The 15,167-nt window shown below is 70.2% G+C and carries 14 protein-coding genes and 1 tRNA gene; 6 read left to right on the top strand and 9 right to left on the bottom strand.

Features of this window, described 5'->3' with window-relative positions; genetic code table 11:
• Positions 1-54: 54 nt before the first annotated feature.
• A complete protein-coding gene (locus ACZ7L5_RS06585) occupies positions 55-1,011 on the bottom strand; it encodes a GlxA family transcriptional regulator (RefSeq protein WP_471514940.1) in 957 nt (318 codons plus the stop codon).
• Between the two features lie 113 nt (positions 1,012-1,124).
• Between ACZ7L5_RS06585 and ACZ7L5_RS06580 the strand changes: the two genes are divergently transcribed.
• On the top strand, positions 1,125-1,466 hold the full coding sequence (locus tag ACZ7L5_RS06580) for a hypothetical protein (protein ID WP_328881971.1): 342 nt from the start codon (positions 1,125-1,127) through the stop codon (positions 1,464-1,466).
• Between the two features lie 187 nt (positions 1,467-1,653).
• On the top strand, positions 1,654-2,271 hold the full coding sequence (locus tag ACZ7L5_RS06575) for a hypothetical protein (protein ID WP_363035865.1): 618 nt from the start codon (positions 1,654-1,656) through the stop codon (positions 2,269-2,271).
• 155 nt (positions 2,272-2,426) lie between these two features.
• On the opposite strand, the gene ACZ7L5_RS06570 is transcribed toward ACZ7L5_RS06575, so the two are convergent.
• Positions 2,427-2,501: transfer RNA gene (locus ACZ7L5_RS06570), tRNA-Val, on the bottom strand.
• A 234-nt stretch (positions 2,502-2,735) separates the two neighbouring features.
• On the opposite strand from ACZ7L5_RS06570, the gene ACZ7L5_RS06565 reads away from it, so the two are divergent.
• The 3 genes from ACZ7L5_RS06565 (at position 2,736) to ACZ7L5_RS06555 (ending at position 5,280) form a co-directional block, all read left to right on the top strand.
• Complete coding sequence (locus ACZ7L5_RS06565) at positions 2,736-3,509, top strand: DUF4097 family beta strand repeat-containing protein (RefSeq protein WP_471514938.1); 774 nt, start codon at positions 2,736-2,738, stop codon at positions 3,507-3,509.
• A gap of 74 nt (positions 3,510-3,583) precedes the next feature.
• Positions 3,584-5,008 (top strand): hypothetical protein, encoded by a 1,425-nt coding sequence (locus ACZ7L5_RS06560; RefSeq protein WP_471514936.1) that lies wholly within the window; start codon positions 3,584-3,586, stop codon positions 5,006-5,008.
• A gap of 53 nt (positions 5,009-5,061) precedes the next feature.
• On the top strand, positions 5,062-5,280 hold the full coding sequence (locus ACZ7L5_RS06555; protein ID WP_363035859.1) for an FmdB family zinc ribbon protein: 219 nt from the start codon (positions 5,062-5,064) through the stop codon (positions 5,278-5,280).
• 530 nt (positions 5,281-5,810) lie between these two features.
• On the opposite strand, the gene ACZ7L5_RS06550 is transcribed toward ACZ7L5_RS06555, so the two are convergent.
• From ACZ7L5_RS06550 to ACZ7L5_RS06540, 3 genes are read right to left on the bottom strand one after another with little or no spacing between them, the layout of a single operon-like run.
• Positions 5,811-6,623: an HAD family hydrolase gene (locus ACZ7L5_RS06550; protein ID WP_471514934.1), complete on the bottom strand. Its 813-nt coding sequence runs from the start codon at positions 6,621-6,623 to the stop codon at positions 5,811-5,813.
• Positions 6,623-9,307, bottom strand: a complete 2,685-nt coding sequence (locus ACZ7L5_RS06545; RefSeq protein WP_471514933.1) for a phosphoribosyltransferase — start codon at positions 9,305-9,307, stop codon at positions 6,623-6,625. Before ACZ7L5_RS06545 ends, ACZ7L5_RS06550 begins: the two co-directional genes overlap by 1 nt.
• Before the next feature lie 53 nt (positions 9,308-9,360).
• Entirely contained in the window at positions 9,361-10,530 is a 1,170-nt protein-coding gene (locus ACZ7L5_RS06540; protein WP_471514931.1) for an HpcH/HpaI aldolase/citrate lyase family protein, read from the bottom strand.
• Positions 10,531-10,716: 186 nt separating this feature from the next.
• On the opposite strand from ACZ7L5_RS06540, the gene ACZ7L5_RS06535 reads away from it, so the two are divergent.
• Positions 10,717-11,535: a TerD family protein gene (locus tag ACZ7L5_RS06535; protein ID WP_471514929.1), complete on the top strand. Its 819-nt coding sequence runs from the start codon at positions 10,717-10,719 to the stop codon at positions 11,533-11,535.
• A gap of 135 nt (positions 11,536-11,670) precedes the next feature.
• On the opposite strand, the gene ACZ7L5_RS06530 is transcribed toward ACZ7L5_RS06535, so the two are convergent.
• The 4 genes from ACZ7L5_RS06530 to ACZ7L5_RS06515 all read right to left on the bottom strand — a co-directional run bounded on the left by ACZ7L5_RS06530 (position 11,671) and on the right by ACZ7L5_RS06515 (position 15,055).
• The gene (locus ACZ7L5_RS06530; RefSeq protein ID WP_471514927.1) at positions 11,671-12,408 is read right to left on the bottom strand and encodes a TerD family protein; all 738 of its coding nucleotides are present in this window, start codon (positions 12,406-12,408) and stop codon (positions 11,671-11,673) included.
• Positions 12,409-12,511: 103 nt separating this feature from the next.
• Positions 12,512-13,660: a DUF475 domain-containing protein gene (locus tag ACZ7L5_RS06525; protein ID WP_328428047.1), complete on the bottom strand. Its 1,149-nt coding sequence runs from the start codon at positions 13,658-13,660 to the stop codon at positions 12,512-12,514.
• Positions 13,661-13,782: 122 nt separating this feature from the next.
• Positions 13,783-14,358: a TerD family protein gene (locus tag ACZ7L5_RS06520; protein WP_362377828.1), complete on the bottom strand. Its 576-nt coding sequence runs from the start codon at positions 14,356-14,358 to the stop codon at positions 13,783-13,785.
• A 121-nt stretch (positions 14,359-14,479) separates the two neighbouring features.
• Positions 14,480-15,055, bottom strand: coding sequence for a calcium homeostasis/redox stress adaptation protein (locus tag ACZ7L5_RS06515; RefSeq protein WP_328881959.1), 576 nt, complete (start codon positions 15,053-15,055; stop codon positions 14,480-14,482).
• Between the last annotated feature and the right edge of the window lie 112 nt (positions 15,056-15,167).

Here is a 15,167-nt window from a genome sequence, read left to right as displayed (position 1 = left end):
ACGCCACACGACTCAAGAGGACCCCGCCACACTCCGCCATACGGTGCGGACGGGTCACTCGCCCCGGGTGAAGGTGCGCCGGTACTCGCTCGGTGTGGTGCCGAGGATGCGCTGGAAGTGCAGGCGCAGGTTCGCGCCGGTGCCGAGCCCGATGTCGGCGGCGATCTGTTCGACGCTGCGCTGCGAACGTTCGAGCAGCTCACGGGCCAGGTCGATGCGGGCGCGCATCACCCACTGCATCGGCGTGTATCCGGTCTCCTCGACGAAGCGCCGGGAGAACGTCCGCGCCGAGACCTCGGCCTGCCGCGCCAGTGTGTCGAGGGTGAGGGGCTCGCCGAGCCGGTGCAGCGCCCACTCGCGGGTGGCGGCGAACCGCTCGCCGAGCGGCTCCGGGACACTGCGCGGCACGTACTGGGCCTGACCGCCGCTGCGGTAGGGGGCGGCGACCAGACGCCGGGCCGCGTGGTTGGACGCGGCCACGCCGAGGTCGCTGCGCAGGATGTGCAGGCACAGGTCGATGCCGGAGGCGGCGCCGGCCGAGGTGAGCAGGCTGCCCTCGTCGACGAACAGCACGTTCTCGTCGACCTGGACGAGCGGATGCCGGGACACCAGCGCTCGCGTGTAGTGCCAGTGCGTCGTGGCGCGCCTGCCGTCGAGCAGGCCCGTGGCGGCGAGCGCGAAGGCGCCTGTCGAGATGGCGGCGAGCCGCGCGCCCCGCTCGTGGGCGGCGATCAGCGCATCGACGACGGCCTGCGGCGGGTCGTCGCGGTCCGGGAACCGGTAGCCGGGGACGAAGACGATGTCGGCCCACGCCAGCGCCTCGAGACCGTGCTCGACGTAGTACGCCAGACCGTCGCCACCGGCCACGAGCCCGGGCGCAGCCCCACACACCCGCACTTCGTACGGCATGCTCGCGCGGGTCGTGAACACCTGCGCGGGAATCCCGACATCGAGCGGCTTCGCACCCTCCAGCACAAGGACGGCGACGCGATGCAGAGGGGAGGCAGGCACAGGAAGAGGTTACGTGGGCGCTCACCAGCCAACTGACCTCTCAGTCCCACCCGTTCGCATGAACCCCCCAAAGACGCTCGCAACCCAAAATCGAACAGGCGTAGCATTGAGCCGTGGCTACGCCCTATGACTTTCCGAGTGACCTTCTCGCCGGTCAGGAGGAGCTACATCAGGTCCGGGCCGAGCTGTCGGCCCTCCTGAAGCAGCTTCCCTGGTCGGTCGTACCCCTGGACGGCTTCAGCGACGACAACGGCTGGCGCAAGGTCGAGCGCCCCGCCTCCCCCGGCTGGACCCAGGACCAGCAGGCCGAAGTGGAGAAACTCCGGCAGCGCGAGCACGAACTCGCAGTCTTCGTCAGCGGCCACCGCTTCTGGTCGGAAGTCACGGGGGCAGAGCGCGTGGACGCCCGCACAAAGCTGAAGCACGCCCACGCGCCGTCGGCCGACGAGCAGTAGCCGGCCCGGACTTGACGGCACGGAGCCCCGGGGCATGACCGGCCCCCGGAGCAAAGGCCCGCCACTGTGCGGGCCTTCGTCATTTCCTGACCGTGCTTCACATAAGTCACAGAATCATTTCAGCGCCTTCACACATCCCACACATCGGCTAGGTTCACCCTCCACGCAGATTGCGCCAAGGGGGCACATGAGCCAGCAGTACCCGCAGCAGCCCGGATACGGGGCACCACAGGAGCCGACGCAGCCCGGATACGGCTACCCGCAGCAGCCCGGCTGGGGGGCTCCCCCGCCCCAGCCGCCGAAGCGGAAGACCGGGAAGATCCTCGGCATCGTCGGCGCCGTGTTCGTCGGCCTCATCGTGATCGGCGCCATCGCCGGGGGCGGCGACGACTCCACCGACAGCAGCAACAAGGACAAGGCCGTCGCCGCCACCTCCGACAAGCCCAAGGCTGCCGAGGAAGCCGCCGACAAGCCCGCGGAGGAAGCCGCTGACAAGCCGGCGGAAGAGGCACCGGCCGCCGACAAGAGCCAGGCCGAGCAGTTCAAGGACTGCGTCGGCAAGTCCGGCACCGGCGCCGAGAAGGCAGCGGTCGGGCACGTCACCAAGGTGACCGGCGCCGACAAGAGCAACGACATCCTCGACGCCGCCGAAGTCTTCACCGACTACAGCGGCGGCTTCATGAGCGAGAACGCCGGCGACGCCAAGCTGATCGCGTCCGCGTTCGCTTCCTGCTACGAGTCGAAGAACGGGCTCGTGACGGTGTACGGCAAGGACGGGGACATGATCTCCAACGGGAACTACTGACCCGTCGCCGACTGACCGTCGCTGACCGGCCCGGCTCGCGCCCGTGCGCGGCCGGGCCTTCGCACGCCCGGCGGTGTGGACCCCGGCCACGAGAACGGCCCCCCGGAGATCTCTCCGAGGGGCCGCGAAACCCAAGCTGAGCTGGGGCTTGAAACTGGTGGGCGCGGACGGTTTCGAACCGCCGACATCCTGCTTGTAAGGCAGGCGCTCTACCCCTGAGCTACGCACCCGAGAACGATTCGACAGCCTACCTTGCCAGGGGCCATGCCCCGCAAACCCGTATCGCGGACGTCCGGGAAGGCCGTGAAGACCGGGGATCCCCCTGGGGTTATCCCCACCACGGATCCGGGAGCGGCCCGGATCCCGCCCCGAGCCGCGGGTCCGTACGGTCGAACCACCACCGCACCCCTGGACCGAAAAGGTCGGTTCCAGGGAAGTCCGAGGAAGCCCTGGGGGAGATCGTCATGGCCCGTACCGTTCCCGTCCGTGCTGTCGTGGTTGCCGGGGCCGTCGTGGTGCTTCTCGGTGGGGTCACCGCGTGCGGGGCCTCCGCCGGGGACGACAAGGAGCCGGACCGGCGGTCGTTCGCGCTGCAGGGGCGGACGCTGACCATCGACTCCGACGACTCCGCGCTGGAGATCGTGGCCGCCGACACGAACAAGGCAGGCGCGGTGCAGGTGACCCGGTGGTTCCAGGGGTCGGTCGCGCTCGGGTCGGATCCGAAGGTGACGTGGGCGATGGAGGACGACCGGCTGGTACTGCGGGAGAAGTGCTCGGGCATGATCGCGAACTGCTCGACCAAGCACCGTATCGAGGTGCCGCGCGGAGTCACCGTGAAGGTCGAGGACGGGGACGGGAGCGTGCGGGCGCGGGGGTTCCGGGATGCGTTGAGCGTGCGTACGGGAGACGGGTCCGTGCGGGTCACCGACTCCAGCGGGCCGCTGGACCTGAGGACGGGGGACGGGTCGGTGCGTGTGTCCGACGTGTCCTCGCGGCAGGTCAAGGCACAGACCGGGGACGGTTCGGTGCGCCTCGAACTCGACACCGTGCCGGACCTGGTGGAGACCCGCAGCGGCGACGGTTCGGTGACCATCGAGCTGCCCCGGGCCACGTACCGCGTGTCCACCGAGACCGGTGACGGCGCGGTCGATGTGTCCGTGCCCCGGGACGACACCAGCTCCCACGTCGTCTCCGCCCGCACCGGTGACGGAAAAGTCACTGTCCGAACCGCGAACTAACCGGCCCGTGTGTTCGTCCTAAACCGGTGGGAGAATGACACCGGGCAGGGTGAATGACAGCACGGGAGAGGGATGTGACGGCGACACCTCCGCAGCCGAACTCGCCGTCAGTGCCGGGCGCGCAGGGACATCCCGCGCGGCAGGCCGCATTTCCCGTACGTCGTGCCCGGGGCGCGCGCCTCGCCGTCCGCGACACCCTCGCCCTCATCGCGCTTCCGCTCGTCGCCGCTCTCGTCCTGCCCGCCGCGTTCGCCGGTGGGGGTACGAGGCGGTGGTTCGGTGGGCGGGCCGAGAGTCAGCGCGCCGAGGCGCAGGCCGCGAAGGATGCCGCGGCCGCCGCGTTCTACGAGCTGGACACCGCCCAGCGGGATCTGCGGATCTCGATCGAGACGATCTCGGCCGTCGACGACTCCCCGGCGGCCCGCCGGGCGATCACCGACTTCGAGGCGCTCGGGCGGCGTATCGACGAGGTCAGTCACCAGTACATCCAGGCTGTCGACGTCCATGACCTCGACCGTGACGACCTGGAGGCGTCGGCCGCGGCGCATGCCCGTACGGAGCTGACGAAGGCCAAGGACGAGCTCGACAACGCCAAGCGCGAGCTGGATCGGTTCACGGACGGGCTCGGGCCGCTGCTCGGCAAGGCCGAGACTCAGCTGGCCCGTCTCGCCCCGGCCGTGGAGCGCGCCCGGCAGGGCCTGCTGTCCGCGTCGAACGCCCTGGATGCCGTACGGGGATCGGGGCTCCAGGCGGACGACCTGGCGGCCCGGCTCGCCGCCCTCGCCCCGGAGCTGACCAAGCTGAACCAGGGCGCCGGGCAGCATGGCGTGCCGCAGACGCTGGAGCGGGCCGAGCGGGTCGCGCGGGAGGCGGAAGCGGTCCGGGTGGAAGCTGAGCGGCTGCCGGAGAAGGCCGCCGAGATCGATCACCGGCTGGTGTCGCTGCGGACACGCGCGCAGGCGCTGACCACGCGTGCCGGGCAGGTGGAGCCGGTGCTGAGCGAGCTGCGGCGGCGGTTCACGGTGGCCTGCTGGCAGGACCTGCAGGGCGTCCCGGACCACGCCGGGGAGAACGTGCGGCAGGCCGAGCTGAAGCTGAAGGAGGCGCAGGCAGCGCGCGACGAGCAGCGCTGGCCGGACGCCACCGCGTTGCTGTCGACGGTGCGGGCGCTGCTGAACAGCACCGACGAATCGGTGTCCGCCGCCGGCGACCGGCTGAGGCAGCTCAACGCCGTGCAGAAGGATCCGCAGCAGGAGATCGACCGGACCCGTTTCGCGATCCGGGACGCCCAGCGGCTGGCCATGGCGGGACGGAACACACCCGATCCACGGCACGCGCGCCCCCTGGACGACTCCGTCGCCCGGCTGGAGCGGGCCATCGGCACGCTGGAGGGCCGCCACCCGGACTACTGGCACTTCCTGACCGAGACGGAGGCGGTACGGCAGACGGTGGCCCGGGTCGTCGCCCAGATCCGCGAGGAGCGCGGCGGCGCTCACTGACGGGGCTCAGCTCGGTCCCAACGACGGCCCGGGACGCCGGTTAACCTGTGCGCATGCCTCGCTACGAGTACCGCTGCCGCAGCTGCGGCGACACGTTCGAACTGAGCCGCCCGATGGCGGAGTCCTCCGCCCCCGCCGCGTGCCCTGCGGGGCATGACGACACGGTGAAGCTCCTGTCCACGGTCGCCGTCGGCGGCACGGCAAGCGCCCCCGCGGCCCCGAAGCCGAGCGGCGGGGGTGGCGGGTGCTGCGGCGGAGGTCGCTGCGGCTGAGCTGCGGCTGAGCTCCGCGGGCTGAACGGAGTTGGACCGGGTTGGACGGGGCTGCTCGGACGGCTCCGCGGCCGGGCTGACGCCGACCGCGGCGGGTTCCCTGACTGACGTCGCTTACGGCGAGCACTGGCGCGACCGGGCGCCGCGTCGGCGCCAGTTGGGTCGACGCTGCTGCCGGCGTCGCCCACGGTGAGGACGGACGATCACGGCTGACAGCGTGCTGAGGCGCCGGCCCCACCAGCGAGACCCCTACCTATGCGGCCAGACCCCTCGGTTCTGCCCCCCGCTGACCGGCGCCACGCCGCCGGCCCCGCGGGCGTACGGCCCTGAGGGCGCCCGGCACCCACCCCGGCCGTCCACCACACCGCCGTGCCGCAGGCGCCCGCAAGCCCTGCCGCAGGCGCTCTCCGGTTGCGAGCCGCGGCACCCGCCGGCCGCCGACACCGCCCCCGGGCGCCCGCGGCGCCCACCCGGGCCACCCGGGCCACCCGGCCCCCGGCACCGGCTCCCCCCCCAGCGGTGCCTCGCGCCTACTCGGCTCCCCGAGTCACGCTCAAGAACTCCCGAAGAATCCGCTCCCCCGCCAGCACCCCCCGCTCCGGCAGCGCGCTGATCGCCGGGGCGGTGAAATCGGTGTCGGCCAGCTCGCCGTGCCCCGGGCGCCAGCCCTTGTCGGCGGCCAGCAGCAGGTCGGCGTCCAGCAGGGAGTCACCGGCCGCCAGCGTCAGTTCCGCACCGGTGCGGCGGGCGACCTCGTGCATGGCGGCGCTCTTGGTGAGGGGCTTGGGGACGGCGTAGAGCTTGCGGCCCTGCAGGGACACCGTCCAGCCGCGGTTCTCCGCCCACACCGCGAGCTCCTTCACCCACTCCTCGGGCAGCAGTTCGCGCTCGACGACGAGGTAGGCGAAGAGGTCCTCGGCGATCCGGTGCTTGCGCACCCACGCCGGGGACGCCGACGCCATGAGGTGGTCCTGCACCTCGGCGAGCGGCGCGCACTGCTCGGCCAGCCGGGCCGTGACCTGTGCGTTCCAGTCGGGGTCGGAGACTCCGTCGACGAGCAGGTGGCCACCGTTGGCGCAGATCGCGTACTTGGGCTCGGGGCCCGGCAGGTTGATGCGCTGGTACTGCTTGCGGGTCCGGGTCGTCGTCGGCACGAAGACCGCCGCGTCGCCGAGGTCGGTCAGCAGCTGGGCCGCGGTCTCGGTCATGTACGACAGCGGCTTGCTCTCGTGGACCTCCACACACAGCAGCCTGGGCGCCCGCGCGTCCGGCATGGTCAGCGCGAGGGCCGCGGCGGAGTAGATGAGCGTACGGTCGAGGTCGCTCGCCACCAGTACCGGCATCAGACGTTCACCGCCTTGCCGTCGGCACCCGTCGCGCCCCGCGTGTACTTGGGGTGAATCAACCCCACGCAGGTGTACGGCAGTTCGGCGACCTCTTCCACCGGGACCCCTCTCTGTTCGGCCAGCAGACGTACATGGTCCAGGTCGGCTCCGGCGCCGGCCCGGGCCAGGATCTTCCAGGGCACCCGGCGCAGCAGCACGCGCGTGGTCTCGCCGACGCCGGGCTTGACGAGGTTCACGTCGTGGATGCCGTACTCCTCGCTGATGCGCTCGACGGCGGCCCAGCCCTCCCAGGTCGGCGTGCGGTCGCCGGACAGCAGTTCCTTGGCCGTCGCCTCGACCGCGTCGACGACCTCGGGGAAGCGTGCCGCCACGGCGTCCAGGAAGGCGACGGAGACGTCGGCGCCGGCGAGTTCGCGGTAGAACTTCGCGCCGTGGTAGTCGTTCGGTCCGACCAGGTCCGCGCGCAGGACCGTACGCGAAATCAGGCCGGACACCGTGGAGTTGAGGCACGCGGACGGGATGAGGAAGTCCTCGCGGGTGCCGTACGTCCGCACGCACGAGCCCGGGTCGGCCAGTACGGCGATCTCGGGGTCGAAGCCGGTGACGCCGTCGGACTTCTCGAACTCCTCCAGGGCCACGGCGAGTTCGCGGGTGATGGCGCCCTTGCCGGTCCAGCCGTCGACGAAGACGACGTCACGCGGGTCGTGGTGCCGCGCCAGCCAACGCAGGGCGTTGGCGTCGATGCCTCGGCCGCGCACGATCGACACGGCGTAGTGCGGGAGTTCGAGGTCGTGCCGGAACTGGGCCCAGCGGCGCATCAGGACGCCTACGGGGGTGCCCGCGCGGGCGAGCGAGACGAGCACGGGGCGCGGTGACCGCTCGGCGAGCACGAGTTCGGTGACGGCGCCCACGGCCTGCGCCAGTCGCGCCGCGGACTCCTCCAAGGCCGTGTGGAACAGGGCCTGGTACTGCTCGCTCGGCTGGTACTCCACCGGCAGCGACTCGGCGTAGTGCGCGCCGCCGCTCTGGATGGCCTCCTCGCGTTCCTCGGTCGGCGCCTCCAGCGTCACGTCCGAGAGGTCCTGCAGCAGCCAGCCGACCTCCTCGGGGGCGTACGAGGAGAAGGCGGGGCCGCGGAGGGGCTCGTGCAGCATGGTGGTGGTGTCTCCAGGAGAAACGGCGAGGCGCGGCGGCGGCTCGGGGACGTACGACGGCACGACCGCGAGCAGGACGCGCGGGGTGTGGGCGGCGAGCTGGGCCAACAGGCCGTCGGGCGCGTGCAGTTCGGGGGTGTCGGCGGCCGAGTCGACGACGGCTATGACGGCGTCGAAGCCCGCGCCCGCGACGTTGTAGGCGTAGCGCTCGCCGGGGCCGTCGTCCGGGTCGTCGTGGGCCGGGAAGACGAGGCGGGTGCGTATCGCGTAGCCGGGGTCGTCGACGGCGAGGACGGGTGAGCGGGTGGTGGTCGAGTAGCGGACCTCCGCGTCGGCGACCTGCTCCAGCTCGCGGGCGAGCCTGAGGGGCGCGTACATCAGCTCTTCGAACCCGAGCACGAGGACGCTCCGCGCGTCGGCCGGGAGCGCCTCCGCGAGGCGGGCTGCCATGGCGGGGAGGGCGGCTTCGAGGCGGGTGCGGTGCGCGGGCGTGAAGCCGTGCCGGCCGCCGTCGGGGAGCCGGCGGGGCCAGGCCAGGTCGACACGGGTGATGTGGGGGGCGGTGCGGTTGTCGTCCGGGTGCGAACCGGTGGGGGCTGGTCGCGCCCCCGCGGCGGAAGCCGCAGATTCAACACAGTCCCGCGCCCCTGAGGGGTGGTCGTGCACGTCGGCTTCGAGGCTCGGCGCAGAGCCGACCGTCGCCTCCTCGGACGGGGCCACGGCAACGCCGCTGTTTGGGGGCGCGGGGAACTGCGCGACCAGCCCCGACGGCGCCGCAGACGACGAACCACCCCCCGCGGCACTTTCCGCCTCGAATCGCGCCACCAACGCCTGCCCCTTCTCCAGCACCCCCTCAGGCAGCTGCACGGTCCCCGAAGCGGCCGCCACCAGGTCGACCCGCGCACCGATCTCCCCGGCGAAATCCGCGAGGCGCCCCGCGTCAGCGGCCGACCGCATGTCGACCAGCGCCACCACGACGTACCTCCGCCGCGGATACCGCGAATGAAGATCCCGAACGGTGTTCAGCACCGTGTTCCCCGTGGAGAACTCGTCGTCGACCAGAACCAGCGGCCCGTCACCGGCCAGCAGCGCCGGGTCCTCCGGCAGCAGCAAGTGAGACGTGGCGTGCGAGTGGGACTCCTCGAAGCCGCCCGCACGGGCAACCCCGGCGACCGGGCGGCGCGTGGAGTGCAGATACGGAGCGAGACCCACACCGTCGGCGACGGAGTGGCCGAGCCCGGTCGCCGTCTCCGCGTAGCCGAGGACGACCGCCCTGGCGGCCTCCTCCGCGCCCAGCAGGTCCCGCACCCGGCGTCCGAGGGCGAAGCCGGCGCCGTACACCACGGAGGGTGACTGCGGTACGTGCTTGCCGAGCACGTTGGAGACGAGCAGATGCGCCCGCTTGGGGTTGCGGCGCAGGGCGAGCCCCAGCATCTGGGTGAGCCCGTCGTCGCCCACGAGCTGGACTCCGAGCCGCTCGGCGACCCAGCTCCCGGACCAGACCCCGTCGTTCACTGCGTTGTTCATGCGTCCCTTGGTCAACAGTCGTTCGGCCGGTGGATTGCGGCCGTTCGGCCTGGTCAGGCCGGGATTCCGGCGGCGAGCAGTTCCACGAAGCCGATGTCCTCGTTGGCCACGCCGAACACCTCGGCCCGCAGCATGGTCCGCTCGGCCCACGCCCGGTGCGGCTTCACCTCGTTCATCTTGTTCGTGTACTGCGACCTCAGTACACCCCCGCCGCAGCGCTCGGGCTGCAGGATGTCCTTGGCATCGCTGTACTCCTCGTGGCTGACCACGGACAGTGCGTGTACGGGCAGCACGTGGGAGGGGTGGATGCAGGTCTTGCCGAGCAGGCCGTTGGCGTGGTCGAGCGTGATCTCGCGCAGCAGGCCGTCCATGGAGTGCTCGATGAGGGCCTCGCGCAGCTCCTCGGCCTGCCCTTCGAGGAAGGGGCTGCGGCGCAGCTGCGGCTTGAACATACGTTCCTGCACGCGGAAGTACTCCCACACCGGGCCGGTCACCGTGAACCCGGTGCCGTCGGCCCGCCCCAGCATGTTCACCACGTCGGCGATCACGGAGGCGACGATCTGGACGTCGTACGCGGTCATGTCAGGGGCCCGGCGCAGTCCGTACGACGAGCAGAAGTCGGTGACCCCGAGGCGCAGCGCCAGCACCCGCTCCCGGTACTTGTCGACGGCGCGGAAGATGCCCTCCAGGCTCTCCACGCGCGACTCGCGGTACAGCAGGGCGGGCGACTCCAGCACCGGCATGGCGAACAGTCGGCGCCCGCTTTCGGCCTCCGCGAGGGCGAGGGCCTCCAGGAAGGGCATGCCGCGCTCTTCGGTGAACTTCGGCAGCACGAATCCGGACAGCAGCCGTACGGCGGGTCCGAACCGGCGTACGAGATCGGGGATCTGCTCGGGCGTACGGACGCGGACGAAGAGCAGCGGGAGATCCGCCGCGCCCTCGCGCCCGGCGAGGTCGGTGAACTGGCGGACCAGGTTCTCCTCGCCCTCCGCCACGTCCTCGTCGCGGATGGAGTCCTCAAGGCACAGCACCATCGAGACCACGCCGCGTCCGGTCTGCTTGACGATGTCGTCCGCGAGCCGCGGTCGCGTGGCCGGACTGTAGAGCGTGGCGCCCAGGGCCGCGGAGAGCAGCCTCGCCGGAGAGTCGGCGGAGAATTCACATGGCTCCCGGTGGAAGAGGCGCTGCCGCACCTCCGGGGCGATGTGCCCGAAATGACGCATAGAGCTCCCCCGTGGTGGCTATGTGGCCCCTGTGACCGGTTCACAGGTGGCCGGTAATAGTACGTAGATACCCATGTCAGGGGTTCCCGACAGGCATGAATTTCTGGTAACGCGGACAAACACGGGCGCACACGGCCTGTGTACCCCGCGTTGTCGTGATCAGGACGGAGAGGGCAGGATGATCGCATGACGCACGCGATGTTGAAGGGGTCGAACGTCCCGCTCGAAGCCACGACGGTACGCGCCGTGCTGCGCTGGACGCCCGGGCAGGGGGTCCCGGATGTCGATGCCTCGGCACTCCTCCTCGGCCCCGACGGTCGCGTGCGCTCCGACGAGGACTTCGTCTTCTACAACCAGCCCCGGCACCCCTCGGGGCAGGTCTGGCGGCTCGGCAAGAAGCGGGGCGCCGAGGGCCTCACCGACACGATCCAGACAGATCTGTCCGGTGTCGAGCCGAGCGTCGGCCAGATTCTTCTGGTCGCCTCGGCGGACGGCGTCGCCTTCGACCGCGTACGGGATCTGCGCATCCTGCTGTACGACGCGGCAGCCCCGGACGGCGATCCGCTGGCGTACTTCGACATCAAGCCGGAGACGGGCGAGGAGACCGCCCTGATCTGCGGCGAGCTGTACCGCCGTGGCGAGGTCTGGAAGTTCCGCGCCCTGGGCGAGGGCTACTCGGACGGCCTGCGGGGCCTGGCCACGGACTTCGGTATCTCGGTGGACGAGTCGGAAATGGCCGAGGAGCCGACGCCGGTCCCCGCACCGGAGATCTCCCAGCCCCTGCCCCCGGAGCAGCCCACGACGACGCTCCCGCCCCAGCCGTCGTACGGCTACCCCCAGGCCCCGCAGCAGCCCCCGCCGACCCAGCCTGCCTACGGCTACCCGCAGCCGACCAGCCAGCCGGCGACGGCCCAGTCGGGTTACGGCTACCCGCCCCCGGTGACGGCCCCCGCGACCCAGGGCTTCAGCCTGCCGCCGCAGGGCCCGCAGTTCATCGGACGCTAGCCGCAACGCCCCGAGGGACGCGGGGCTGCATCGATGTGCGGCTCCGTCGCGCGGGCGCGACCAGCCACAACACACCCACAGCCGCGACACGACGGTGCGCCCCGAGCTACTGGGCGCACCGGCCAAGGCCCGGCGTCAGCGCTCCGCCTTCGTTTTGTAGCCGCGCCCCCACTGCAACCCCCACCCGAACAACCGGTCCAGCTCGGCCTGGAAGCCGTAGACGAACTTGACCTCACGCCGGACCCAGATCTCCCCCTTCACGTTCTCGATCATCACCACCGCACAGGACCGGGCCTGCGGATGCCGCTCGTCGAGGCCGATCTCGATACGGGGCCCGTTGCTCGGGTAGAGCGTGACGATCGCGTGCGTGCGGTCGAACGCCGGCGTCTGGTCGTAGATGTACACGAAGACCAGCAGCCGCTTGATGTGCTCCCGGTGGTCGAGGTTGACGTAGATCGTCTCCCCCGACGCCGACCCGAACCGGTCGTCCCCGCTGAGCTTCACGTACGGCGGCCCGTTGGCGTCCCCGAGGAACCCGCCCAGCGGCTGGACGACGCCCTTCGTCCCGTCGGTGAGTTCGTACAGCGCCCCGAGGTCGAGGTCGACGTTGACCATGCTCTGGCTGTGTCCGACCACCTCCGGCGGCTTGAGCGCCTTGAACGGATGCCGCAGCAGGCTCTCCCGCTGTGACCCGCCGATGTCGGACGTGCGCATGCGCCACGTCAGGTTGATCCGCAGATGCCCCGTGGCTGCGCCCTGCTTGGTGAGCGAGACGCGGTCGTGCCGCTTCGTCAGCTCGATCGAGTTCGATGACGCGCTGCCCGAGTCGAACTCGGCCGCCCGGCCCCGCCAGAGTCCGTCCAAGAACCCCATTCCGCCCCCACGTCCCACGATGACCTGCGTTCACTTGGAAAAACCGGCGGGGCGGCCGGACGTCCGGCCGCCCCGTCGAGAGCGTTCCTCAACCGCAGGGGTGTCACACCCCGGACGAGACCTCAGTCTTCTCGTCCGAGCCCTCCGCTTTTCCCTCCGCTGCCGCCAGCGCGCGGTTGCGGCGCACCGAGGACCAGAAGGAGGCGCCGATCAGGACGACACCGATCAGGCCGGTGATGATCTCGTTGATCTCGTACTGGATGGTGACCAGCAGGATCATGGCGAGGGCGCCGATGGCGTAGTGCGCGCCGTGCTCCAGGTAGACGTAGTCGTCGAGGGTGCCCTGGCGGACCAGGTAGACGGTGAGCGACCGGACGTACATCGCGCCGATGCCGAGGCCCAGCGCCATCAGGACGATGTCGTTGGTGATGGCGAAGGCGCCGATCACGCCGTCGAAGGAGAAGGACGCGTCCAGGACCTCGAGGTACAGGAACATGAAGAAGGCGGCCTTGCCGGCCAGGGCGACCGCGGAGCGGGGCTTGCCGGTGCGCTCGGCTTCCTCCTCCGCCTCGTGCTCGCGTTCCTCCTCCTCTTCGAGCTTGTCCTCGAAGAAGCCGGAGAGACCGCCCACGATCATGTAGGTGATCAGGCCGCCGATGCCGGAGAGCAGGACCGTCTCCGCCTTGTCGACATGCGCGCCGCCGTGCTGGTGGGCGTTGGCCGCGAAGGTCAGCGCGGAGATCAGCAGGACGATCAGCGCGATGCAGACCGACAGCATGTCGACCTTGCCGAGCTTGGCCAGCGGGCGCTCCAGCCAGCCGAGCCACTTGATGTCCCGGTCCTCGAAGATGAAGTCCAGGAAGATCATCAGCAGGAACATGCCACCGAAGGCGGCGATCGCCGGGTGCGCGTCGGTGACGAGCTCCTGGTAGCGGTCCTTGTCGCTGAGCGCGAGGTCGACCGCCTCGATCGGGCCGAGCGATGCACTGATCGCGACGATCACGACGGGGAAGACCAGTCGCATACCGAAGACGGCGATCAGGATGCCGATGGTGAGGAAGATCTTCTGCCAGAAGGCATTCATCTTCTTCAGAATTCCGGCGTTGACCACCGCGTTGTCGAACGACAGCGAGATCTCGAGGACGGAGAGGATCGCCACGATGCCGAGGGCGGTCCACCCCCCGAAGAGGACCGCTGCAACGAGGCCGAGCGCGGTGACCGCGAACGACCAGCCGAAGGTTTTCAGAACCACTGGCTACCCAATCCCTGTGTGTACGGGTCTGCCCCGCGCACCCGGCTTTACGAAACTTTGAACCGAAGTCTAGTCGGCCACCCTTCGTACCCCACCGGGGCCCGGCTTTTGCTCATAACGCGTTATGAGACGTTGACCCCGAAGTCGAGTGCGATGCCCCGGAGTCCGGACGCGTACCCCTGTCCCACCGCTCGGAACTTCCACTCTCCCTGGTAGCGGTAGACCTCGCCGAAGATCATGGCGGTCTCGGTGGAGGCGTCCTCGCTCAGGTCGTAACGGGCGAGTTCCTGGCCGTCGGCCTGGTTCACCACGCGGATGAAGGCGTTGCTGACCTGACCGAAGGTCTGGCCGCGCTCGTCTGCCATGTGGATCGAGACGGGAAAGACGATCTTGTCGCAGTGGGCCGGCACCTTGGAGAGGTCGATCAGGAGCGACTCGTCGTCGCCGTCACCTTCGCCGGTGAGGTTGTCCCCGGTGTGTTCCACCGAGCCGTCCGGGCTCTTGAGCTGGTTGTAGAAGACGAACCACTCATCGCCCAGGACCCGGCCGCTGCTGCACACCAGTGCGCTGGCGTCGAGGTCGAAGGGGGCTCCGGTGGTGGAGCGCGCGTCCCAGCCGAGCCCGATCATCACCTGGGTGAGATTGGGTGCGGCCTTGGACAGGGAGACGTTTCCTCCCTTGGCGAGCGTGACGCCCATGATGCTGGTCCTCCCCGCGTGATGCTTGTTTGGTTGTCCTGCGCATCCGGCGCCGCACCCAAACGGATGCGACGCCGGACTCAGCCAGTGGTGTCCTGAACGGTCACCCCCGATGTCGAACTCAGACGTTCACACCGAAGTCCTGCGCGATGCCGCGCAGACCCGACGCGTAGCCCTGGCCGATGGCGCGGAACTTCCACTCCGCACCGTGCCGGTACAGCTCGCCGAAGACCATCGCGGTCTCGGTGGACGCGTCCTCCGAGAGGTCGTAGCGCGCGATCTCGGCGCCGCCGGCCTGGTTCACGACGCGGATGAACGCGTTGCGCACCTGACCGAAGGACTGCTGGCGGTTCTCGGCGTCGTAGATCGACACCGGGAAGACGATCTTCTCGACGTCCGCCGGGACGCCGGCGAGGTTGATCTTGATCTGCTCGTCGTCGCCCTCGCCCTCACCGGTGAGGTTGTCGCCGGTGTGCTCGACCGAGCCGTCGGCGCTCTTCAGGTTGTTGAAGAACACGAAGTTCGCGTCGCTGGCGACCTTGCCCTCCGCGTTCGTCAGCAGCGCGCTGGCGTCGAGGTCGAAGTCGGTGCCGGTCGTGGTGCGGATGTCCCACCCCAGACCGACGATGACCGCAGTGAGGCCCGGGGCCTCCTTGCTCAGTGATACGTTGCCGCCCTTGCTGAGGCTGACTCCCACGAGTCCTCCATTGGTTTCCAGGGGCGGGGAGCCCCGCCGTGCGTTTGATATCGGATCAACGAGTCGATCCTAGTAACGGGTTCCCGTGGCTTGCATGCCTTGGTACCGAAGA

It is taken from the genome of Streptomyces sp. NPDC107528, from assembly GCF_055639295.1.
Note: the sequence above shows the minus strand (reverse complement) of the source record. Positions and strands in the feature narration are given on the sequence as shown.

Excerpts from the sequence above, each read along its gene's own strand:
- ACZ7L5_RS06575 (WP_363035865.1), top strand. The coding sequence starts at position 1,654 with ATGAGCCAGCAGTACCCGCAGCAGCCCGGATACGGGGCACCACAGGAG.
- ACZ7L5_RS06550 (WP_471514934.1), bottom strand. The coding sequence starts at position 6,623 with ATGCCGGTACTGGTGGCGAGCGACCTCGACCGTACGCTCATCTACTCC.
- ACZ7L5_RS06520 (WP_362377828.1), bottom strand. The coding sequence starts at position 14,358 with ATGGGCGTCACGCTCGCCAAGGGAGGAAACGTCTCCCTGTCCAAGGCC.
- ACZ7L5_RS06555 (WP_363035859.1), top strand. The coding sequence starts at position 5,062 with ATGCCTCGCTACGAGTACCGCTGCCGCAGCTGCGGCGACACGTTCGAA.
- ACZ7L5_RS06545 (WP_471514933.1), bottom strand. The coding sequence starts at position 9,307 with ATGAACAACGCAGTGAACGACGGGGTCTGGTCCGGGAGCTGGGTCGCC.
- ACZ7L5_RS06535 (WP_471514929.1), top strand. The coding sequence starts at position 10,717 with ATGACGCACGCGATGTTGAAGGGGTCGAACGTCCCGCTCGAAGCCACG.
- ACZ7L5_RS06540 (WP_471514931.1), bottom strand. The coding sequence starts at position 10,530 with ATGCGTCATTTCGGGCACATCGCCCCGGAGGTGCGGCAGCGCCTCTTC.
- ACZ7L5_RS06565 (WP_471514938.1), top strand. The coding sequence starts at position 2,736 with ATGGCCCGTACCGTTCCCGTCCGTGCTGTCGTGGTTGCCGGGGCCGTC.
- ACZ7L5_RS06530 (WP_471514927.1), bottom strand. The coding sequence starts at position 12,408 with ATGGGGTTCTTGGACGGACTCTGGCGGGGCCGGGCGGCCGAGTTCGAC.